The sequence below is a fragment of the Streptomyces sp. NPDC088730 genome (assembly GCF_044751215.1).
GTDB lineage: Bacteria > Actinomycetota > Actinomycetes > Streptomycetales > Streptomycetaceae > Streptomyces.
This window is the reverse complement of the sequence record NZ_JBIVLK010000007.1, coordinates 56,484-75,033: the sequence shown is the minus strand read 5'-3', so window position 1 is coordinate 75,033 and position 18,550 is coordinate 56,484. Positions and strand designations below refer to the sequence as shown.

The window sequence follows — 18,550 nt, the reverse complement described above, 5'->3', positions numbered from 1 at the left end:
TGTTTCCTCCGGATCACCTTGCTGACCACACGAAGATGCCTGCCAGGTGGAGGGCTGCGAGGTAGATGGTGGCGGTCTTGCCATAGCGGGTGGCCAGGCCGCGCCATTGCTTGATCTTGTTGATGCACCGCTCGACCGTGTTCCGCTGTTTGTACGTTCCGCGCGGGAACGCCGGAGGGCGTCCACCGCGGCTGCCGAGCCGCTTGCGGTTGGCTGCCTGGTCGGCGGGTTGGGGGGGCACCGCCCGGTTCCCGCGATGTCGCAGGTAGGTGCGGATCGCGCGAGACGAATACGCTTTGTCCGCGAGGACCGCGGTGGGCGTCGTTCGGGGTCTGCCGAGGCACCCGGATCCCCGTCATCACGCCGGGAATGCCGGGGCGTCACCAGCCTGGCCGGGGGTGATGACGAAGGCCAGCGGGCGGCAGCGGTTGTCGGCCGCCAGGTGGATCTTCGTTGTCATCCCACCACGAGACCGTCCCAGTGCATGATGGTCCGGTTTCTTTGGCCAAGGCCCTTTTTTTGCGGGTCCCGGCCGCGTGCTGGTGAGTATGAACGACCGTGGAGTCGACTGCGACGACCCAGTCCAGATCGCCCTCGGCTGTGCGCCGTACCAGTCAGATAGGCCGCAGTACCTGATCAGGCTCTGCGGAAGCAGCCCCGGCGTACTCTGCGAAGTCCACGTTGCCGAGCGCCAGGTCCACCTGGACGCCGTGCACCGCGGTGGGCAGGGCTCGAAACTCCCTGGGATCCGGCGACTCGATGAGTTCCTGGTAGTAGACGGGGTCAAGGCCACTCACGTCTTCCCAGACGGTCGACAGAGCCAGCAACGCCCGCGCCGGCGACTTCATCGTGCCGCGGTCAGCGGGGAAGACGACAACCAGATCCTCATCCACCACAGCGGCAAGAACCTCGTCGGCCGATGCTCCTGACCAAGCAGGCGCATCAACCAGCTGCACTGCTGCGGCAAACCCACCGCCCGGCCCCCACGGCCGGTGCAGCTCCCCAACCACGGCGTTTCATGCCTCGTCGTCACTGAAGTCGGTCCTGATGACGAGAACGTCGAACAAGTCGCGTCCGATCTCAGTCAGCACTCCCTCAAGGTTCTTCGGCAACGTCATGCCCAGGACTCTCCCACCCCGCACTGACAACCAACTCCGACGGGAGTGATCCAGAAGAAACGGCCTAGCGTCCCTCGAAGCCCAGAAGACGGCCAACGATGCGGCTGCGGCCGCCCTCAAGACCGCGGCCGCAGCAGCAGGTTGTGTGCTGCCCGTTGCTGTCCCGCCCCTCCCGGCAACCTGACACCCCTGGTGCACTTGTCCCGGTACCACGACGGTGCGCGTCGGAGCTGTTGAGGAAACACACCAGGCAGACCCGGTCGGACGACAGGAGACGGCGTCAGGGAAGCGGGTACGGCAGGGACGCAGCCGTGCGTACGGCGTCGCCCCCGGGCGCTACCTGGTCCGTGCGCACGCCGGATCCGGTTACTCCTCGCCACTGGGAGTCGGCTCTCCGGCTCTCAGTGGCGAGATGGTCAGCGTGCGACCGTCACACGTGGGGGCCGCACCCGGTGTCCTCGGCCAGGGGGTGGCGCGGGGCACCGGTGGTGGTGGGTCACGGCGTTCCGTGGGCTCCGTTCGCGCAGGGGCTTCCCAAGCCGAAGGTCCCGCCCGTCCCTCCGGTTCCGCCGTGGAAGAGGAGGCCGCCGGTGGCGTTGCCGCCGGCGCCGCCGATACCGCAGACGCCGTCGGCGCCGGCACCCGACTTGGCGCCGCCGTTGCCCCCGTCACCGCCGTTGCCGCCGAAGTTGAGGGTCCCTCCAGAGCTCAGGCCCCCCGCCCCGCCGACACCTGCGGCACCACCCGGGTAGGCGCCACCAGGGCTGCCATTGCCGCCATTGCCGGCCTTGCCTCCCTTGCCGCCGTTGCCGGCGCTGTTGACGCCGCCCGCGCCGCCGTTACCGCCCGCGCCACCGCCGTGGCCGATGCCGCCGCTGCCCGCGTTGCCACCCGCACCGCCGTTGGGGCCCCCGGCGCCGCCGAGGCCACCGTGGCCGCCCGCGCCGGCGTTGGCGCCGGAGTTGCCGCCGGAGCCTCCGGCGCCGCCCGTGCCCCCGCGGGTACCCAGACCGCCGGCGCCGCCTGCTCCGCCCGCGCCGGTCAGTCCGCCGGCCGCGCCGTTGCCGCCGGGACCCCCCGCACCGCCGGCGCAGTCCCCTGCTCCGGTCGCGGGGCCGCCTGCGGTGCCGGGAAAACCGTTGGGATGGGAGGAGTCCCCATTGGCACCCGCGACGCCCGCGGTGCCGGCGGTGCAGGCGAGGGCGGAGGCCGCGACCGGAGAGCCGAGGAAGAGTGCTGCGCCGGCGAAGAACGTGGGCAGGGCGAGGAGAGCGGCGGTCTGGTTCTTGTTCATGACGGGGTCTCCTCAGACTCAGGTAGAGCGCGGGTGAATGAGACGTGTTTGTCCTGCGGGAGCTGGCTCGGCAGTCCCCGCGGAGGTCGGTTCAGCAGGGAAGGGTGGAGTTCCCGGCGGCGCCGGTGGCACCGGTAGTGCCGTCCGCGGTGAACGTGGCGGCAGTGCCGGTGCCACCGGGCTTGCCGGGACACACCGGGCTGGCAGCGCCACCCGCACCGCCGGTACCGCCCTTGTGTCCGCCACCGACCGTGGACGCTCCGCCGTTGCCGCCCCTGCCACCGGCGATACCGGCACCCGCGTTGCCGACACCGCCCACACCGCCCTTGCCCCCGATACCGCCCAGGGCGGCTCCGCCTCCGGGACCGCCGCTACCGCCGTTGCCGTTGGCACCCCCGGCGCCGCCGGCACCGCCCGCGCCACCGACGCTGGCGCTGCCGCTCGCATTGCCGCCGTCACCCCCGGTGCCGCCATTACCGTTGGCACCGGCCGCGCCGCCGGTACCGCCCAGGCCGCCGATCCCACCACCGGTGCCCACACCGTTGGCCCCATTACCCCCCGGAAGACCCCGGAGACTGAAGTCACCCACATCCCGGACGCTGCCCATCTCGGCACGGGCCGACGCGGAAGCCAGGGCAGGGGCGGCGGTGAGTCCGGCCACCGTGATCGCGGAGACCAGCAGAGTCCGGGAAAGAGCAGTGGTGCGCATGAAGCGCATGAGGAAGCCTCTCGAAGTGCGCGGCCGCAGATGCTCCGCGGCCGACACCCACAATCTGCACACGAACACACCACACCAAACTTCGCAGAATGATCCAACAGCTCCAAACAGCCCTTATGAGCGAAATTTGTCCTTAACTCTCCCCGCCTCCGGCTGCCCGGTGGAGCCCGGGAACCCCGCGCCCGGGTGCCCGGCGCCCAGGCGGCCGACAGACTGCCAGCCTCACTGTTCGGTCGCGATGACGTGCCACCCATGATCGTCAGCCGTTGTGCGGGCGTGGCGATTTCGCTGTCAGGTCATGGCGGAATTCCGGCGCTGTGGCCAGATTCTCCGGGGTCCCTCGGATCGTGGGCGGGCAGGCGACGTCGGTCAGCCGACTGGGCCGGTCAGTGCGGCAAGGCGGTGGAAAGCCGTGGCCGGTTCGTGTCGCCATGGCAAGGTCGCTGAGATCCGCCGAGCAAGCGGCGTTCACCGTGAGCGAGGCGGCGGATCGGCGGCGATCCGGCCCGGCTCAGGCCCGGTCCCGCCGCGGCCGCAGCGGCCTGAGCGCAGTGGAATACGCGGCGGTCGGTCCGGTCACCTCGGTGACCGTCAGCGCAAATAGAGAACTTGGGACCTGATCGGTCGGACCTGCGCGTGTGAGGACTCCCGGCAGTGCGGTGCCCCATCGCTGCTCGGTTCGCATCACAGTCCCGGGCCGGATGGACACGGCGTTGAGGCAGCGCTGGTACACGTTCCAGCCGACGGGACCGTCGTCGCGGACAACGTCCTGGTTCTGCCCCGCATCGACTCCGAGGAGCCCTACTGGGCACAGGCTCGGCCAAACACCTGACCGCCGAGGGGATCACCGTCGAGATCACCCCCGGCTCCGGGAGGCCGTGGACGACGATTGGACCTGGGCCAACTGCCCAGTGCCCTGGTGCTCCGCAGCGACTTCCGCGAGGTCTCCGGCCGGGCCCAGAAGGTCCACGACGCCATCCGCCACGGCCGGCTCCACATCCACGCCCACGAAGGCCATACCACCGTCGTGGTCGGCACCTGCCTAGAGCCTGACCGGCGGATCTTTACGGGCCCGATACTCCTGGCACGGCTGCGTTGATGGGCCGTACCAAGGTTGGCCGGACAGTCACGCGAGCGATGGCCACCGATCGGCGGCCCACTCCAGCCATCCTGACCACCCAGGAGGCGGATCTCCCACCACCTGTCCATCGAGTTCCGTGACGTCGGGCTCCTCGAACAGCGTCCTCCAGTGCAGCAGATCCGCCTCACTCATCGCGAAAGTCTGATCAGGGGTGGTCGAATGGCGATGAGCGATCCGAGCACGCTGGGTCTCATGGTCCACCGGCACGTAGACAAGCTGACAGGACGCGCCCACAGACATCACCAACCAGCGGATCGCGGACCTCTCGTCACGGGACCAGCATCCGAAATCCAGCACCACGTCGGTCCCCAGCCTCAGCGCCTCCAGACCAAGCCAGAGCAGCCGTCCTTCCAGCACATCGCGCTTTCCAGCCGGCTGCGGATCGCCGAACAGCGGGATCATCCACTTATCCGGCGTCAGCCGCAGCGCGCTGTGCTCCTTGGCCAGCTGCCGCGCTCGCGTGGTCTTTCCGGCCGCTGGCAGGCCGACCATCAGGAACAACATCGTCACGCCCAGATCTTGTCACGAAGGCCAAGTGATCACGGCTTGAGCCGAAGGCGGATTGAAACCACGGTGACGGTGCCGTGGAAGACGTAGGCGCGCTTGTCGAATCTCGTGGCCACGGCCCGGGAGCTTTTCAGCGCGTTGATCGTTCGCTCGACTTCGTTCCTGCGCTTGTTAGATCCTCTTGTCGAAGCCGGCGGGTCGGCCACCCTTGCTGTCGCGGGCTCGGCGGTTGGCCCGCTGGTTCTTCGGCTCGGGAATGGTGTGCTTGATCTGGCGTCGTCGCAGGTTGCGGCGGGAGTGGTACGCCTTGTCGCCGCCGAGATGGTCGGGCCGAGTCCGGGGACGCCCGCCGTCGAGGCGGGCGACACGGACACGCTCCATGACCGGGATGAACTGCGGGACGTCGCCCCACTGGCCTGGGGCGAACAGCAGGGCCAGTGGGCGTCGTCCGCCCTCACGGGCGAGGTGGATTTTGCAGGTCAGGCCGCCCCGGGAGCGACAGAGTCCCTCGTCGGGGCGGTGCTGCCGGGGCGTGCGTCTTTTCCCAGCGGTCGCGGAGGCTTCTTGCGTGCTCCGGCGGCGTGCTGGCGGGCCCGCCAGGCGGTGGAGTCCACGCTCGCCATCGACCAGTCGACGCGGCCTTCCGCGTCCGCATCGACCAGGACGGCCGCGCAGAGCCTGTCCCACGTGCCATCCGCTGACCAGCGTCGATGCCGCTCGTACACGGTCCTCCACTTGCCGGAAACGCGCAGGCAGATCCCACCACGGCACCCCGGCCCGGTTCCCGTGCAGGACCCCGTTGATGATCCTCCGGTGGCTGCCCCAACGCCCGCCTCGCTGACCCGATTTCGGCAGATGCGGCTTCAGCCGGGTCCATCCTTCGCTTGTGAGACCTCCTCGCCCCGAGAACATGCCAACGAGCAAGGACTGTGACGGTTGCAAGATCCCCAGGACACCCCTGGGCCGGACCGGTATGTCCATCTCCGCGGCGAAACCACCTGCGTCAAGTCGCCGACATCTTCGGCTTATCCGTCCGGGTCCTGCTGACCTTCGAGAAGGTCCGGGGCGCGCAGATGCGACCAGGCCCGGTGCCCTGACCGGCAACCTGCGCTCCGGCGCCGAAGCCCATACCCCGCCGGCCCCCACCACCGCGTGGGCCGTGGCTGCCCACGAGGTCCTTGTCACCGAGAAGTACCTTGCTGTGAGCGCCCGTTACCGGCGGGAGAGGTGCAGAGGCCGGCCTTGGTTACAGCCCGATCGGGTTGAGGTAGGTCGCCGGGTGCGTGGCGCCGTCCTGCTTGAGGATCTGGCCGCCGAAGGGCCACTTCAGGGTGAGGTGCTTCGTCTCGTTCGGCGGAGTGACCAGGAACTTCGCCGGAACGAACTTCTGCTTCTGCGCGGTGGACTTGGCCACCGGCAGCAGGGTGATGCTGAAGTCCACCGTGTCCCCGTGCTTCAGGGTGAACTTCGTGGCCTTCTTGGACGAACGCGCTACCGACCAGGTGCCGTCAGTCTTCTGAGCGCCGATCATGTCGACACCGGCGAAGCCGGACAGGGTGCAGGTGCGCTTGCTCTGGTTGGTGAACCAGATGAACGCCTGGGTCTGCTTCTTGGTCTGGTTCATCTCCGGCGCCGCGTCACCGCCCAGGGCGAAGCCGGCCTTCAGGTCTGCGGTGTGACAGCGGGTCGGCTGTGCTTTGGCGGAGGCGGCCGCTGCCGGTACTGCGAAAGTGGCGGTCCCGGCGACGACGACGGCCGCTAGGGTCATGACGGTCAGCTTGCTCTTCATGACGTTCGGGTTCCCCTCGTTTACGAATCGGCGCGCGAGGTGATGCGCGCCTACGCCTCTGAAGATGTGTGATGCCTCGGAGCGGTTCGGTGTTCGGGAGATCTTTTTGCGGCCGGGCACCCCACCGCGGCCGCGTGGGCAGGACCGCAGCGGCCCGCGCCTCGCCCGGTGTCCGTTCCGGCCCGGCGGGAGTGCTGGCAGCGTGCGCCGTCCTGACCCCACCCGAGCATCGAACCCGACCCACCCCGAGGTACGCCCGCCGGCCGTCGACAGGGCGGTTGGATTCGCTCCCGGCCTCGATGGCACCCTCTCCGCCTCGCCCGCCACTGGGCCTGGACCAGCGAGATCATCACCGGCCTCGCGTGCCTCGCCCTCCTGCCGAACCCGGCCGACCAGCAGGCGCGTTCGGCGCGGTCGCGGTGGTGGCGAGAGGGTCCGCGTGTCGGATAGGGCGAGGAAGCCGTAGATGCCAATGCCCGCCAGGACCGGGAACACGGTCGCCCCGGCCCCGGCGGCGATGGCCGCCCACGTCGACAACCTGGTCTCTGCTTGTCGCGTTCTGGGCCGCCTCCGGCGCTGCGACGTCACGGACTCACCCCGTCCGCGCGATTGCTCTGACGCTCACCGGAGGGGCGGGGTCACTGGCGCGCGGAGCGTACAGTGGCGAGCGCGAAGAGGGCTGCGAGGGTGAAGATCGCGAAGAGCCACCGGGCCGCGGTCTGGGTTCCGTTGATACCGGCGCTGTCGGAGAATCCAGCGACGTTGGTGACGGCACCGGCGATGGCCGACCCGAACGCGGTCGCGGTGAGCTGAATGGTCGTGACCGAGGAGCCGGCAAGACCCTGGTCGGAGTCCGGGACGAGCTGCAGGACCATGGTGGTCAGATGCGGCCAGGCCATGCCGATGCCCCAACCCAGAAGCAGCAGGCCGAGCGCGACGCCGCCGATCGGGACGGCTCCGTCCGAGTGGACCGGTCCGGTGAAGATCAGGGCTATGAGTCCGAGAGCCGAGAACGCCGGAGCGATGGCGATGATGAGCCCGCGACGGCGCTCGATGCCGCTGCAGGTGAGCGAGGCCGCGGTCCAGCCGGCGGCCATCACGGCCCCGAGGTAGCCGGCCGCGAGCGGTCCGAGCCCTTGCAGGCGCTGACCGAAATAGGGGACGAAGACCTCGACAGTGCCGGCGATAACGAGTAACGCCATCGTCAGATAGACGACTCGTAGACGTGGTTCTGGGCCGAAAGCAGCGGCGGGGACAAGCCGGCGTGTTGCGCTGCGCTCGTGTCTCAGCCAGGCCACCAGCAGCAGAATGGCGACCACGAGTCCGACGATGTTGACCGTGAGTCGCGACGAGATGCTCGCCCCCGAGATCACCAGGACCGCGGCGGCCAGCAGACTCACGCCGGCCCAGGGTATACGCGGCGCCGCTCCGTCGACGCCGCCTGCCGGCAGTTGTGCCGCACCCCAGAGGCCGAAGAACGCCACGACCGGGACCAGCACCCAGAAGGCCCAGCGCCAGACGCCGAGTTCGGCAAAGGCTCCGCCGATGGCAGGACCGACCAATGTCGCGACGCCCCACATCGCTGACACCAGTGCCATTGCCCGTGGCCACAACGCTTCATCGAAGGTGATCCGGACCACTGAATAGCAGAGGGCGAAAAGCAGGCCGCCACCGATCCCCTGCACGAGTCGCCCGGCGAGCAGGATCGGCATCGTTGGAGCAAGCGCGCAGACGACCGTGCCGATTCCGAGGATGAGCGACGCGAGCCGGTAGCTGGCTCGTGGTCCGCGTGCGGCGAGGACCGAGGAAGCAACCGTTGACCCGAGGACCGACGCGAAGACGAAGACCGTTGTGGCCCACGCGTACAGATTCGCACCACCGACATCTGTGATCACGGACGGCAGGATCGTGGTTGCCAGATAGACGTTGATCGCGTGCAGCGCGACTCCGCCGGCCAATGTCGCGGAGACCGGTCCGTGTCTGCGGCCAAGCAGCGCGCCCCACCCCGTCGCCCGGCGCGCCTCTGCGTTCGCTATCCGTTCAGCTGCTTCAGTCATCTCAACTCCTTCAATAGTTACGATACGGATCGGAACGGAACGTACGATACCCTGAGGTCAATGTCGAATCACACCCCTGCCTCCGAGAGACGGCCGGCGCACGGTGCCGGACGACCGTTGCGACTTGGCAGCCCTGCGGAGTCGAGTCAAGGTCCTGGAGGCCGTCCGCGCGATCCCGCGATCGATCAGGCCATCCTTGACGCCGGTCTCACGCTGCTCGACGAGGTCGGCTATACGGGCTTGACGCTTGAGGCGGTGGCCCGGCGTGCCGGCACCACGAAGCCGACGATCTACCGCCGGTGGGCCGGTCTGCCCGAGCTGTTGCTCGATGCCCTGACCGCACGGCTCGGCAAGCTGGAGGTGCCCGACACCGACTGCACGATCTGTGACCTGAGCGACGCGATCAAGCTCCACGTCGGCGCGTTCCAGCGGATGCCACCGGATGCCCTCGCGTCCTTGCTGGCGGACTGCAACGACGAGCCCCAGCGCCACGAGGCGTTCATGGCGGCGTTGTTCGATCCACCACGCCATGCCGTCGGTCGGGTCCTCGACGGCGCAATCGTCCGCGGCGACCTGCGCGACGACGTCGACCGGGACCTGCTGCTGGATCTTCTGGCCTCGCTCGTCCACTACCGCGCACTCTTCGGTCACGCCTCCACCAGTGACGCCGAAGTCGAGCAAGCCGTTCACGCCCTGCTCCGCGGTGTCGCAGTCGACTACCAGCATCTCGTCGCCGTCAGTGAGAACAAGACCGGCGACCCGCACCTGCACTACCGCCATGGAGTGTCTCCGCAAGGTGGGTAGCCGGGTCACGGCAACGTGACCCGGCTACCCGACCAAGCAACGTGTAGAGGCGGCTACGCACCGGATCGGGCGTGAGACACGGCGCTCAGGGGGGCCCGGCAGCCGAGAGGAACCGGGGTCAGCCCGGGTGATCGCGGTACGCCTCAAGGAACGCGGCCGCGGTGGCCTCGGCGCTCTCCTCGCTGCCCCTCCAGTTCGAGAGGGAGATTCGGGCGGCGGAGCGGCCGTTCCACGTGGTGGGGGTGACCCAGCACGAGCCGCTGCTGCTGAGCGCGTCTATCACCCGCTGCGCACGGTGTTCCTCGCTGACGCTCAGGAGTACTTGGCTGGGTGTGACGGGAGCCAGCAGTTCGATGCCCGGCTCTCCCTCCAGGAGCCATCCCGGTTCGCCGGCCGCGGAACGGTTGTGTTCGACGGTACGGGCGATCCCGTCACGGCCCTCGTGGTGCAGGATCACCCACAGGGTCAGGGATCGGGCGCGCTGGGAGATCTCCACGCGGTGGTCCATCGGGTCGCGGCCAGTGGGTTCACTGGGCTGGAGATAGCGGGCGTCGAAACGCACCGAGTCGACGAAGGCTACGGGTGGGCGCAGAGCGCGAGAGCTGGAGACCGGTCCGGCCGCCTCTGCAGGCGTACAGCCGGAAGACCTTGACCGGGATGTCGTCGCGTTCGTCGCCGAAGGTGTCCGGGAGCCCGGTGAGTAGCCCGAAGCCGCACTTGCCGGTCGTCGCGCCGGCCCACGGTACCGAGGGGCAGGTTCCCGAACTCTGGCGCGGACGACGGAGCGTCCAGCGCGACGGCGTGACCTGCCAGGGCCGCGATGACCTCGGTGAGCCGTTCCCCCACCACCGGGTCGATGTCCCAGGGCCCGCAGCCGCTCCCGGCGGCGATCCCGCCGCCACAGCTGCTGGTCGAGTAGTGGCAGCAGGAGGCGTCCCCGGTACGCGCGGCGAGGCCACAGCATGTCGTGGTCCGAGGCCATGTGCGATCCCTTCGGCAGGAGCTGCCGACCTCCCACTCCACGCGGGGCGCGTAAGGAACGGGGCCGTTCGCCGGGCCGCGATCCGAGGAGTCCCGAGCCCACGAGGATCGCGTACGTCGTCGGGAAGACAGTCGCGAAGACTGGGGCGGCCTCAGCACCGCGAGGCCGGGGAGTCGGCGGCGCTGGGCGGCAGGGCCCGCAGCAGCGCCTCTATCGCCGCCCCGTACGCGTGCTCCGCGGGCGTCGAGTACCCGATGACCAGACCGTCCCCGGCCGGCATCGAGGCCCGTGGGTGCCGGAACCCGGCGAGGCCGTCCAGCGCGATCCCCTGCCAGGACGCGGCCTTGACCGCGGACGCCTCCGTGCCGGGCGGCAGCCGGAGGACGGCGTGCAGTCCCGCCGCGACGCCGGTGACCGTGATGTGCGGGGCCTGTTCGGCGAGGACCGTGACGAGCCGGTCGCGGCGGTGCCGGTAGCGCTGCCGCATCCGGCGGATGTGTCGGTCGTACTGCCCGGAGGCGATGAAGTCGGCGAGCGTGAGCTGGTCGAGGACGCTCGCCGACGCCTCCCGCGTCCCCTTGGCGGCGAGCACGCCCTCGACGAGGTTCGCGGGCAGCACCATCCAGCCGAGGCGCACCGCGGGGGACAGGCTCTTGCTGACCGAGCCGAGGTAGACGACCCGTTCGGGGTCCAGACCCTGCACGGCGCCCACGGGCACGCGGTCGTAGCGGAACTCCCCGTCGTAGTCGTCCTCAAGGACCAGACCGTCATGGGTGCGGGCCCAGTCGATGACCGCTGCGCGCCGGGCCGGGTGCAGCGGGCCGCCGGTCGGGAACTGGTGCGCGGGCGTGAGCAGGACACCGCGTACCCGTGGTTCCTCAACCAACTGCTCGACCAGAGCGCCCTGTTCGTCCAGGTCCAGCGGCACCGTCCGAACGCCCGAGGCCTCCAGGATGTCGCAGTGGAAGCGGAGCCCGTACGACTCCACGGCGAAGGGACCGCGCAGCGGCCCGCCGCCCGCGCCGCGCGAACCGTCGAACAGCAGCCGCAGCGCGTGCGCGAAGCCCGAGCACACCACGATCCGGTCTGGATCGACGCGAACCCCGCGGACACGCGTCAGGTAGTCGGTGAGCGCGCGGCGCAACTCGATGCGGCCGCGTGGATCGCCGGGTCCGAAGACCTCGTCCGGTGCGGTGCCCAAGGCGCGCCGGGCGGCCGCGAGCCAGGCCGTACGAGGGAACGAGGCGGCCTCCGGAGCGCCCTGGCGCAGGTCGTACCGGGGGGCGGTGGGCCGCACGGGAGCGGGCTTCGGCCTCCGTGCGCGCGTGGAGGGCGCGGCGCCTTCCGCCACCCGCGTCCCGGAGCCCTGGCGCGCGGTCAGCCAGCCCTCGGCGACCAGTTCCGCGTAGGCGTCGGCGACCGTGTTGCGGGCCAGGCCGAGGTCGGCGGCGAGCGAGCGGTAGGGCGGCAGGCGGGTGCCCGGCGCGAGCAGTCCCTCGCGCACGGCGTCCCGCAGCGCGCGGATGAGGACGGCGCGGCGACTGCCGGGACCGGACAGCTCCAAGTACAGGTCACTGCCGATGCGTTCCGCCAAATTGACCCATGATTCCGGCACAGGAATGAACCTTACCCGAGGTCTATCCGGCCTCTAGATTCATGATCATGACAGACAACGCGCACACCGCCCGGACCGCACCCCACACCCCCGCCACCGCTCACCACCACGCCCCGCGCCTCAACTTCGCCAAGGCCGCGCCCAAGGCGTTCAAGGCCCTCATCGGCTTCGACGCCGCCGCCCGCGAGGGCCTCGACCCGGCCCTCGTCGAGCTGATCCAGATCCGCGCCTCGCTCCTCAACGGCTGCGCCTACTGCCTCCACATGCACACCTCCGACGCCCGCAAGGCCGGCGAGGACGAGGCCAGGCTGCACATGATCGGCGTGTGGCGCGAGGCCCGTCGCTTCTTCACCGAGAAGGAGCAGGCCGCCCTCGCCCTGACCGAGGCGGTCACCCTCGTCTCCCACGACGGCGTCCCCGACGACGTCTACGCAGCGGCCGCCCGCCACTTCGACGAACCGGATCTGGCCCGGATCCTCGCCCTGATCTTCACCATCAACACCTGGAACCGCATCGCCCTGAGCACCGCGAAGGTCGCGGGCGAGGACGAGCGGGCGGCCCACTGATGGCGGCCCCGGTGACGGGGACCGGCCCCCACCCGCCCGCCGCGCGGAGCGGGAGGGCGAGCGCCGCGACCCTCGCCCTCCTGGCCTTCGCCCAACTGATCATCTCCGTCGACTACAACATCGTCTACGTCGCGCTGCCCCGGATCGGCAGCGGCCTGGGCTTCTCCGCACAGCACCTCCAGTGGGTGATCAGCGCGTACGCCGTCGCCTTCGGCGGCTTCCTGCTCCTCGGCGGCCGCGCCTGCGACCTGTACGGGCCACGCCGCACGTTCGTGCTCGGACTGGGCCTGTACGGGGTCTCCTCGCTGGCAGGCGGCCTCGCCACCGGACCCGTTCTGCTGATCGCGGCCCGCGCTGTGCAGGGCATCGGCGGCGCGTTCCTCTTCCCCGCGACGCTCACCCTCGTCGGCACACTCTTCACCGAGGGCCGCGAGCGCAACCGCGCCTACTCGGTGTGGGGCGCGGCGGGCGGCAGCGGCCTCGTCGTGGGCGCGCTGCTCGGCGGCGTACTGACTCAACTCCTCGGCTGGCGCTCGGTGCTGTACGTCAATGTCCCGCTGGCCCTGATCGCGGTGGTGACCGCCTTCCGCCTCGTCGCCCCGGACACCGTCCGGCGGGCCGGCCGCCGGATCGACCTGCCCGGCGCCCTGACCTCCACGCTCGGCGTCACGGGCCTGGTCGTCGCCCTGGTCCAGGGCCCGGAGTCGGGCTGGCTGTCCGCGAAGGTCACGCTCTCCGCAGTGATGGGCGCGACCCTGCTGGCCGGCTTCCTCCTCATCGAGGCCCGCACCCGCGATCCTCTGATGCCCCTGCGGCTGCTCCGCGGCCGGGGCCTGCGCACCGGCATGGCGGTGACGTTCCTCTTCATGGCGACGATCGGCAGCCTCGCGTACTTCCTCACCGGCTACTTCCAGAACGTGCTCGGCTACAGCGCCCTGCGCACCGGCCTCGCCTACCTCGTCCCGATGCTGGCGATCACCGCGGGCTCCCTCCTCGCGGGCCGGACCACCACGCGGCTCGGGACGCGCGCCGCGATGGCCGGCAGCCTGGCGCTCGGCGCGGCGGGAACGGCGACGGTGGCCCTCGCCATGGCCGCCGACGGCTCCTACGCCGCGCTCGTCCCCGGCTTCCTGGCCCTCGGCCTGGGCCAAGGGACGGCCTACACCCTGATGTTCGGCGCCGCCGCCGCGGGAGTCGCGGGCCACGAGCAGGGCATCGCCTCCGGCATGGCGTCCACGGCCCAGCAGATCGGCGGCGCGGTGGGCCTGGCGGTCCTGGTCGGCATCGCGGGTCCCGGCGAGCACGCCTCGGCGGCGGCCACGGTGGACGGCACGCGTACCGCGCTCTTGGCGGCAGCGGCGGGCATCGCCCTGACGGCCGTGGTCGCCCTCGGCTTCCCCCGCAGGGCCGCCCGATGACCTTGCGCACGAGGACGGCCGGGCGCCGCGAACACCCCGCGGTGGGCGGCCCGGCAATCGCTCCGCCGTCCGCATGGCTCGGCGGCCGTCCGCGCCCGATGCGGGAGCCGAGGGCGCGTCGGTCAGCGTCACCACGCCGCGCGAGGACGACTTCTTCCGGAACCTCAAGCCGCCGGCCTCCGGCGGCGCCCGTCATCGCGACCCCGCCCGTGCCCCCGGCCCCGGCCTGCCCAGCTGTGATGTCGCGGTCCGCCGGCAGGTGCCGCACGGCCTCGGTTCCGGGGGAGCGGCCGGGCAGCAGAAGGCCTCAGACCGCGACGGACAGCAGGTCCACCACGAAGACGAGTGCCGAGCCCGCCGGGATCAGTGCCGAGGGTGACTGGTTGCCGTAGCCGAGGCGCGGGGGAATGACGATCTCGCGCCGGCCGCCGACCCTCATCCCTCTGATCCCGCGGTCCCATCCCTTGATGACCTTGCCACCGCCCACGGCGAACTTGAACGCCTTGCCCCGGTCCCAGGAGGTGTCGAACTCCTTTCCGGACTCGAAGGTGATGCCGACGTAGTGAACCTGGACAACCCGGCCCGGCTTCGCCTCAAGCCCGTCCCCGACGACGAGGTCGCGGATGGTCAGCTCGTGGGGAGCGTCACCTTCCGGGCGTTCGATCTCGGGCTTCGTCAGTTCACTCATCGCAGCCTCATCCGCTCGCCGCCGGAAGCCCTCATGCCGGACCGGCCGGGCGCACGGTCACTCTATGCGGTCCTCGATGACGCCGAGGCCCCGCTCCCCGCGCCCGCGCGGAAGACCGTTCAGCCTGCGCCGGCAACGGCCGGGGACCCGGCCCGGGAAGCGCCCGCAGCCCCGGCACGCCGGGCCGCGCGCCCCGGCGTGCGATCGGCACCGTCGAGAAGCCCGACCGGAATGCGGAAACCTGCTGGAAGGGTGAGCACCCCCGTGCTTGCATACCCTCATGGTGTCTGCAGACCGTCTACTCGCCTTCGCGGCCATGTCGTTCCTGCTGATCGTGGTTCCCGGACCCAGCGTGCTGTTCGTGATCGGGCGGGCACTGGCGCAGGGACGCCGTGCCGCACTGACCACGGTCGTCGGGAACACGCTCGGCGCCTATGCGCTGATCGTGGCCGTGGCCCTGGGGATCGGGTCACTGGTGGAGCGCTCGGTCCTCGTCTTCACACTGCTCAAGCTGGCCGGTGCCGCTTACTTGGTGTACCTCGGCGTCAAGGCTTGGCGGCAGCGTGGCTCGCTGCATGCCGCGGTCACCGGCGGGGAAGCCGCGCGCAGTGGTCTGCGCACCCTTGGGGAGGGGTTCGCGGTCGGCGTGACCAACCCCAAGGCCATCGTGTTCTTCGCCGCCGTACTGCCGCAGTTCATCGATCGTGGTCAGGGGCATGTCGCGGTCCAGATGCTGGTGCTCGGCCTGGTCTTCAACATCATCGCCGTCGCTTCCGACCTGGTGTGGGGGCTTGTCGCGTCCACCGCCCGGGACTACTTCACCCGCTCACCCCAGCGGCTCTCCCTGGTCGGCGGGGCCGGCGGGCTCACCATGATCGGCCTTGGCGTCACCGTCGCCGTGACGGGGCGCAAGGACTGATTCCACCCGATCACGCGAGCGGGACGGAACCACCGCTGCTCGGGGACGTCCCACGGCCCACCGGCCGCCGTGCACCGCCTGGGCTGTGACCCCGTCGTGTAAGGCACTGCCGCGTACCGGCGCGGTCAGCCGCTCCGCCGGCCTCTCCTCGGTGATGCTGGGCGGATGGTCGAGAAAGGGTCTCCGCGGCGGTACCGGACCAGGCGTCGTGGCCGGTTTCCCAAGCCGCTGCCGCGGAGTGTCGCGGGACAGGTGTTCCTGCTGCAGGTGGTCGTCGCGGTCTTCCTGATCGCCGCCATGTTCCTGGTACTCCTCGTCCAGTCCCAGCACACCGGCACAGCCGAGGCGCGGGACAGGTCGCTCGCCGTGGCCGTGGCGTTCCGGGACGCACCGGGCACCGCCGCGGCGATGCGGTCGGCCGACCCGACACGGCTGCTGCAGCCCAGTTCGGAGAAGATGCGCAAGAGCGCTCACGTCGGCTATGTGGTGGCGTTCGACCCGAACGGCATCCGCTGGTCCCACCCCGACCCGAGCCGCATCGGCGGCCACGTCACGGGCAGCTTCGGACCCGCGCTCACGGGCAAGCCCTTCCAGGAGACGTTCGACAGCGCCCTGGGACGAGCGGTCGACACGACGGTCGCCGTGTTCGACAACAGGGGCCGGGTCGTCGGACTGATCTCGGTGGGGATCTACGTCAAGAGCGTGAACGAGATGGTCGCGCACCAGCTACCGGCGATCCTCGCGGTCGCGGGCGGGGCACTCCTGCTGGCCGCGGCCGGGGCGGCGGCCGTGAGCAAACGCCTGCGCCATCAGACCCACGGCCTGGGCTCCGCCGAGATGACACGGATGTACGAGCACCATGACGCGGTCCTTCACTCGGTACGGGAAGGCGTGCTCATCATCGACGACCACGGCGTGCTCACGCTGGCCAACGACGAGGCGCGACGCCTGCTCGACCTGCCGCGCAACGCCGAGCAACGACGGGTGACCGACCTCGGTCTGACCCCGGACACCACGCAGCTCCTGGTCTCGGGCCGGACAGCCAGCGACGAGGTCCACGCCAACGGGGACCGGCTCCTCGCCGTCAACCTCCGTACCGTCGAGGGGCCAGGAGGCCCCCGGGGCAGCGTGGTCACCCTGCGCGACACCACCGAGCTGCGTGAACTGGCGGGCCGGGCGGAAGTGGCGCGGTCCCGGCTGCGACTGCTCTACGACGCCGGGACGCACATCGGCACCACGCTCGATGTGGTGCGCACCGCCGAGGAACTGGCCGCCGTGGCGGTACCCCGGTTCGCCGACTTCGTCACCGTGGAGTTGCTGGACCCCGTCCTGCGCGGTGAGGAACCCACCGGAGCGGACTCCGACATGCGCCGCACGGCGATCGCCGGTATCCGCGACGATCACCCCCTCTACCCGGTGGGGGAGGTGCTGCACCTGCCTCCCGGCAGTCCCGCGGCGCTCGGTGTGGCCGGCGGCCGGGCCGTTCTGGCGGCCGACCTCTCGGCCTCCGGGGGCTGGACCGACCTGGACCGGCCACGGGCACGTGCGGTCCTGGACTACGGCATCCACTCCCTGGTCTCCGCCCCGCTGCGGCCACGCGGTGTGGTGCTGGGGAGCGTGGACTTCTGGCGCAAGGACAAGGACCCCTTCGAGCCCGAGGACCTGTCCGTCGCGGAAGAGCTGGCGGCCCGAGCGGGTGTCGCCATCGACAACGCGCGCCGCTTCACCCGCGAGCACGCCATGGCTGTCACACTCCAGCGCAGCCTGCTGCCCCGCGCCCTGCCCACGCATTCCGCCCTTGAGGTCGCCCATCGCTACCTCCCGGCCCAGCCGGGCGTCGGCGGGGACTGGTACGACATCATCCCGCTGCCCGGGGTCCGGGTCGCGCTGGTGGTCGGTGATGTCGTCGGCCACGGCCTCCATGCCGCGGCCACCATGGGACGGTTGCGTACCGCGGTGCACAACTTCTCCGCCCTCGACCTGGCCCCGGACGAACTCCTCGCCCACCTCGACGCCCTCGTCAGCCGCATCGACGCGGAGGGGGACAGCGACGTCGACGTCTCCGGAGCCACCTGCCTCTACGCCATCTACGACCCGGTCACCGGGCACTGCACCATGGCCAGGGCCGGTCACCCGGGCCCGGCCCTGGTGCTCCCGGACGGCACCGTCACCTACCCGGAGATCCCGGGGTCGCCGCCGCTCGGGATCAACGAGGGCCTGCCGGTGGAGACCACGGAGCTCGTGCTGCCCGAAGGAAGCAGGCTGGTCCTGTTCACCGACGGGCTGGTCCAGCGGCGCGGCCGCGACATCGACGCCGGGCTGGACGTCCTGCGCGCCACGCTGGCCCGCCCAGGTGACCCGGGTCCCGAGGCGACATGCCAAGCGGTCCTCGACGCCCTGCTGACCGAACGGCCCACAGACGATGTCGCCCTGCTCGTCGCCCGCACCCGCCTGATGGATCCCGGCCGCGTGGCCGACTGGGACGTACCCGACGACCCGACCACCGTCTCCAGGATCCGTGCGGAAGCGGCGCGTGTGGTGAACGGGTGGGGACTGGCAGACGCCACCTACACGGCGGAGCTCATCATCAGTGAGCTGGTCACCAACGCGATCCGGTACGGCTCCCCGCCGATCCGGCTCCGGCTGCTGCACGACGACGACACCCTGATCTGCGAAGTCGCCGACGGCAGCAGCACCGCCCCGCACGTCCGCCAGGCTGCCACCACCGATGAGGGCGGCCGCGGCCTGTTCATCATCGCGCGGCTCGCACACCGCTGGGGCACGCGCTACACCGCACGCGGCAAAGTCATCTGGGCCGAGCAGTCCCTGGGCACCGAGGTACCCCACAGCAGCCTCAACGGCGAAGCGCTGCTCGACCAGTGGCCGGACGAGGACTGGTGACACCGGGGGGCCGGCGGCGTCGCAGCGGCGACT

14 protein-coding genes and 2 pseudogenes are annotated in these 18,550 nt (G+C 70.6%); 5 read left to right on the top strand and 11 right to left on the bottom strand.

Going from position 1 to position 18,550, the window contains the following annotated elements; all coding sequences use genetic code 11:
- Positions 1–13 precede the first annotated feature (13 nt).
- From ACIP89_RS21825 to ACIP89_RS21790, 8 genes and pseudogenes are all read right to left on the bottom strand, one after another.
- A pseudogene (locus ACIP89_RS21825) lies at positions 14–481 on the bottom strand (IS5 family transposase); the annotation flags it as partial.
- Positions 482–614: 133 nt separating this feature from the next.
- On the bottom strand, positions 615–1,010 hold the full coding sequence (locus ACIP89_RS21820; protein WP_401928541.1) for a DUF6924 domain-containing protein: 396 nt from the start codon (positions 1,008–1,010) through the stop codon (positions 615–617).
- A 604-nt stretch (positions 1,011–1,614) separates the two neighbouring features.
- Complete coding sequence (locus tag ACIP89_RS21815) at positions 1,615–2,412, bottom strand: hypothetical protein (protein ID WP_402116242.1); 798 nt, start codon at positions 2,410–2,412, stop codon at positions 1,615–1,617.
- Positions 2,413–2,503: 91 nt separating this feature from the next.
- The gene (locus ACIP89_RS21810; RefSeq protein ID WP_402116241.1) at positions 2,504–3,121 is read right to left on the bottom strand and encodes a hypothetical protein; all 618 of its coding nucleotides are present in this window, start codon (positions 3,119–3,121) and stop codon (positions 2,504–2,506) included.
- Positions 3,122–4,256: 1,135 nt separating this feature from the next.
- Complete coding sequence (locus ACIP89_RS21805) at positions 4,257–4,781, bottom strand: AAA family ATPase (protein ID WP_402116239.1); 525 nt, start codon at positions 4,779–4,781, stop codon at positions 4,257–4,259.
- Between the two features lie 29 nt (positions 4,782–4,810).
- Positions 4,811–5,690, bottom strand: a pseudogene (locus tag ACIP89_RS21800) (IS5 family transposase).
- Between the two features lie 334 nt (positions 5,691–6,024).
- Complete coding sequence (locus ACIP89_RS21795) at positions 6,025–6,567, bottom strand: DUF4232 domain-containing protein (RefSeq protein WP_401933991.1); 543 nt, start codon at positions 6,565–6,567, stop codon at positions 6,025–6,027.
- 638 nt (positions 6,568–7,205) lie between these two features.
- Positions 7,206–8,624: an MFS transporter gene (locus tag ACIP89_RS21790; RefSeq protein ID WP_402116237.1), complete on the bottom strand. Its 1,419-nt coding sequence runs from the start codon at positions 8,622–8,624 to the stop codon at positions 7,206–7,208.
- A gap of 60 nt (positions 8,625–8,684) precedes the next feature.
- Here ACIP89_RS21790 and ACIP89_RS21785 point away from each other — a divergent pair, with 60 nt between their 5' ends.
- Complete coding sequence (locus ACIP89_RS21785) at positions 8,685–9,428, top strand: TetR/AcrR family transcriptional regulator (RefSeq protein ID WP_401928986.1); 744 nt, start codon at positions 8,685–8,687, stop codon at positions 9,426–9,428.
- A 118-nt stretch (positions 9,429–9,546) separates the two neighbouring features.
- Here ACIP89_RS21785 and ACIP89_RS21780 read toward each other — a convergent pair whose 3' ends face one another.
- Both ACIP89_RS21780 and ACIP89_RS21775 read right to left on the bottom strand, forming a co-directional pair.
- Positions 9,547–9,990 carry a hypothetical protein gene (locus tag ACIP89_RS21780; RefSeq protein WP_402116236.1) on the bottom strand — a complete coding sequence of 148 codons (444 nt, stop codon included), beginning with the start codon at positions 9,988–9,990 and terminating at the stop codon, positions 9,547–9,549.
- A 571-nt stretch (positions 9,991–10,561) separates the two neighbouring features.
- Positions 10,562–12,025 carry a PLP-dependent aminotransferase family protein gene (locus ACIP89_RS21775; RefSeq protein ID WP_402116235.1) on the bottom strand — a complete coding sequence of 488 codons (1,464 nt, stop codon included), beginning with the start codon at positions 12,023–12,025 and terminating at the stop codon, positions 10,562–10,564.
- 41 nt (positions 12,026–12,066) lie between these two features.
- Between ACIP89_RS21775 and ACIP89_RS21770 the strand changes: the two genes are divergently transcribed.
- Both ACIP89_RS21770 and ACIP89_RS21765 read left to right on the top strand, forming a co-directional pair.
- Positions 12,067–12,591, top strand: coding sequence for a carboxymuconolactone decarboxylase family protein (locus ACIP89_RS21770; protein WP_401934004.1), 525 nt, complete (start codon positions 12,067–12,069; stop codon positions 12,589–12,591).
- 11 nt (positions 12,592–12,602) lie between these two features.
- The gene (locus ACIP89_RS21765; protein WP_402116233.1) at positions 12,603–14,009 is read left to right on the top strand and encodes an MFS transporter; all 1,407 of its coding nucleotides are present in this window, start codon (positions 12,603–12,605) and stop codon (positions 14,007–14,009) included.
- 307 nt (positions 14,010–14,316) lie between these two features.
- Here ACIP89_RS21765 and ACIP89_RS21760 read toward each other — a convergent pair whose 3' ends face one another.
- Entirely contained in the window at positions 14,317–14,697 is a 381-nt protein-coding gene (locus ACIP89_RS21760; protein ID WP_402116231.1) for an FKBP-type peptidyl-prolyl cis-trans isomerase, read from the bottom strand.
- 280 nt (positions 14,698–14,977) lie between these two features.
- Here ACIP89_RS21760 and ACIP89_RS21755 point away from each other — a divergent pair, with 280 nt between their 5' ends.
- The gene (locus ACIP89_RS21755) at positions 14,978–15,616 is read left to right on the top strand and encodes a LysE family translocator (protein WP_402116230.1); all 639 of its coding nucleotides are present in this window, start codon (positions 14,978–14,980) and stop codon (positions 15,614–15,616) included.
- A gap of 165 nt (positions 15,617–15,781) precedes the next feature.
- The gene (locus tag ACIP89_RS21750) at positions 15,782–18,517 is read left to right on the top strand and encodes a SpoIIE family protein phosphatase (RefSeq protein WP_402116228.1); all 2,736 of its coding nucleotides are present in this window, start codon (positions 15,782–15,784) and stop codon (positions 18,515–18,517) included.
- Positions 18,518–18,550: the final 33 nt, after the last annotated feature.

What these genes read in the sequence shown, in the direction of transcription:
- ACIP89_RS21750 (WP_402116228.1), top strand. Translation starts at nt 15,782, where the DNA reads ATGGTCGAGAAAGGGTCTCCGCGGCGGTACCGGACCAGGCGTCGTGGC.
- ACIP89_RS21810 (WP_402116241.1), bottom strand. Translation starts at nt 3,121, where the DNA reads ATGCGCACCACTGCTCTTTCCCGGACTCTGCTGGTCTCCGCGATCACG.
- ACIP89_RS21795 (WP_401933991.1), bottom strand. Translation starts at nt 6,567, where the DNA reads ATGAAGAGCAAGCTGACCGTCATGACCCTAGCGGCCGTCGTCGTCGCC.
- ACIP89_RS21785 (WP_401928986.1), top strand. Translation starts at nt 8,685, where the DNA reads ATGTCGAATCACACCCCTGCCTCCGAGAGACGGCCGGCGCACGGTGCC.
- ACIP89_RS21815 (WP_402116242.1), bottom strand. Translation starts at nt 2,412, where the DNA reads ATGAACAAGAACCAGACCGCCGCTCTCCTCGCCCTGCCCACGTTCTTC.
- ACIP89_RS21790 (WP_402116237.1), bottom strand. Translation starts at nt 8,624, where the DNA reads ATGACTGAAGCAGCTGAACGGATAGCGAACGCAGAGGCGCGCCGGGCG.
- ACIP89_RS21760 (WP_402116231.1), bottom strand. Translation starts at nt 14,697, where the DNA reads ATGAGTGAACTGACGAAGCCCGAGATCGAACGCCCGGAAGGTGACGCT.
- ACIP89_RS21770 (WP_401934004.1), top strand. Translation starts at nt 12,067, where the DNA reads ATGATCATGACAGACAACGCGCACACCGCCCGGACCGCACCCCACACC.
- ACIP89_RS21755 (WP_402116230.1), top strand. Translation starts at nt 14,978, where the DNA reads ATGGTGTCTGCAGACCGTCTACTCGCCTTCGCGGCCATGTCGTTCCTG.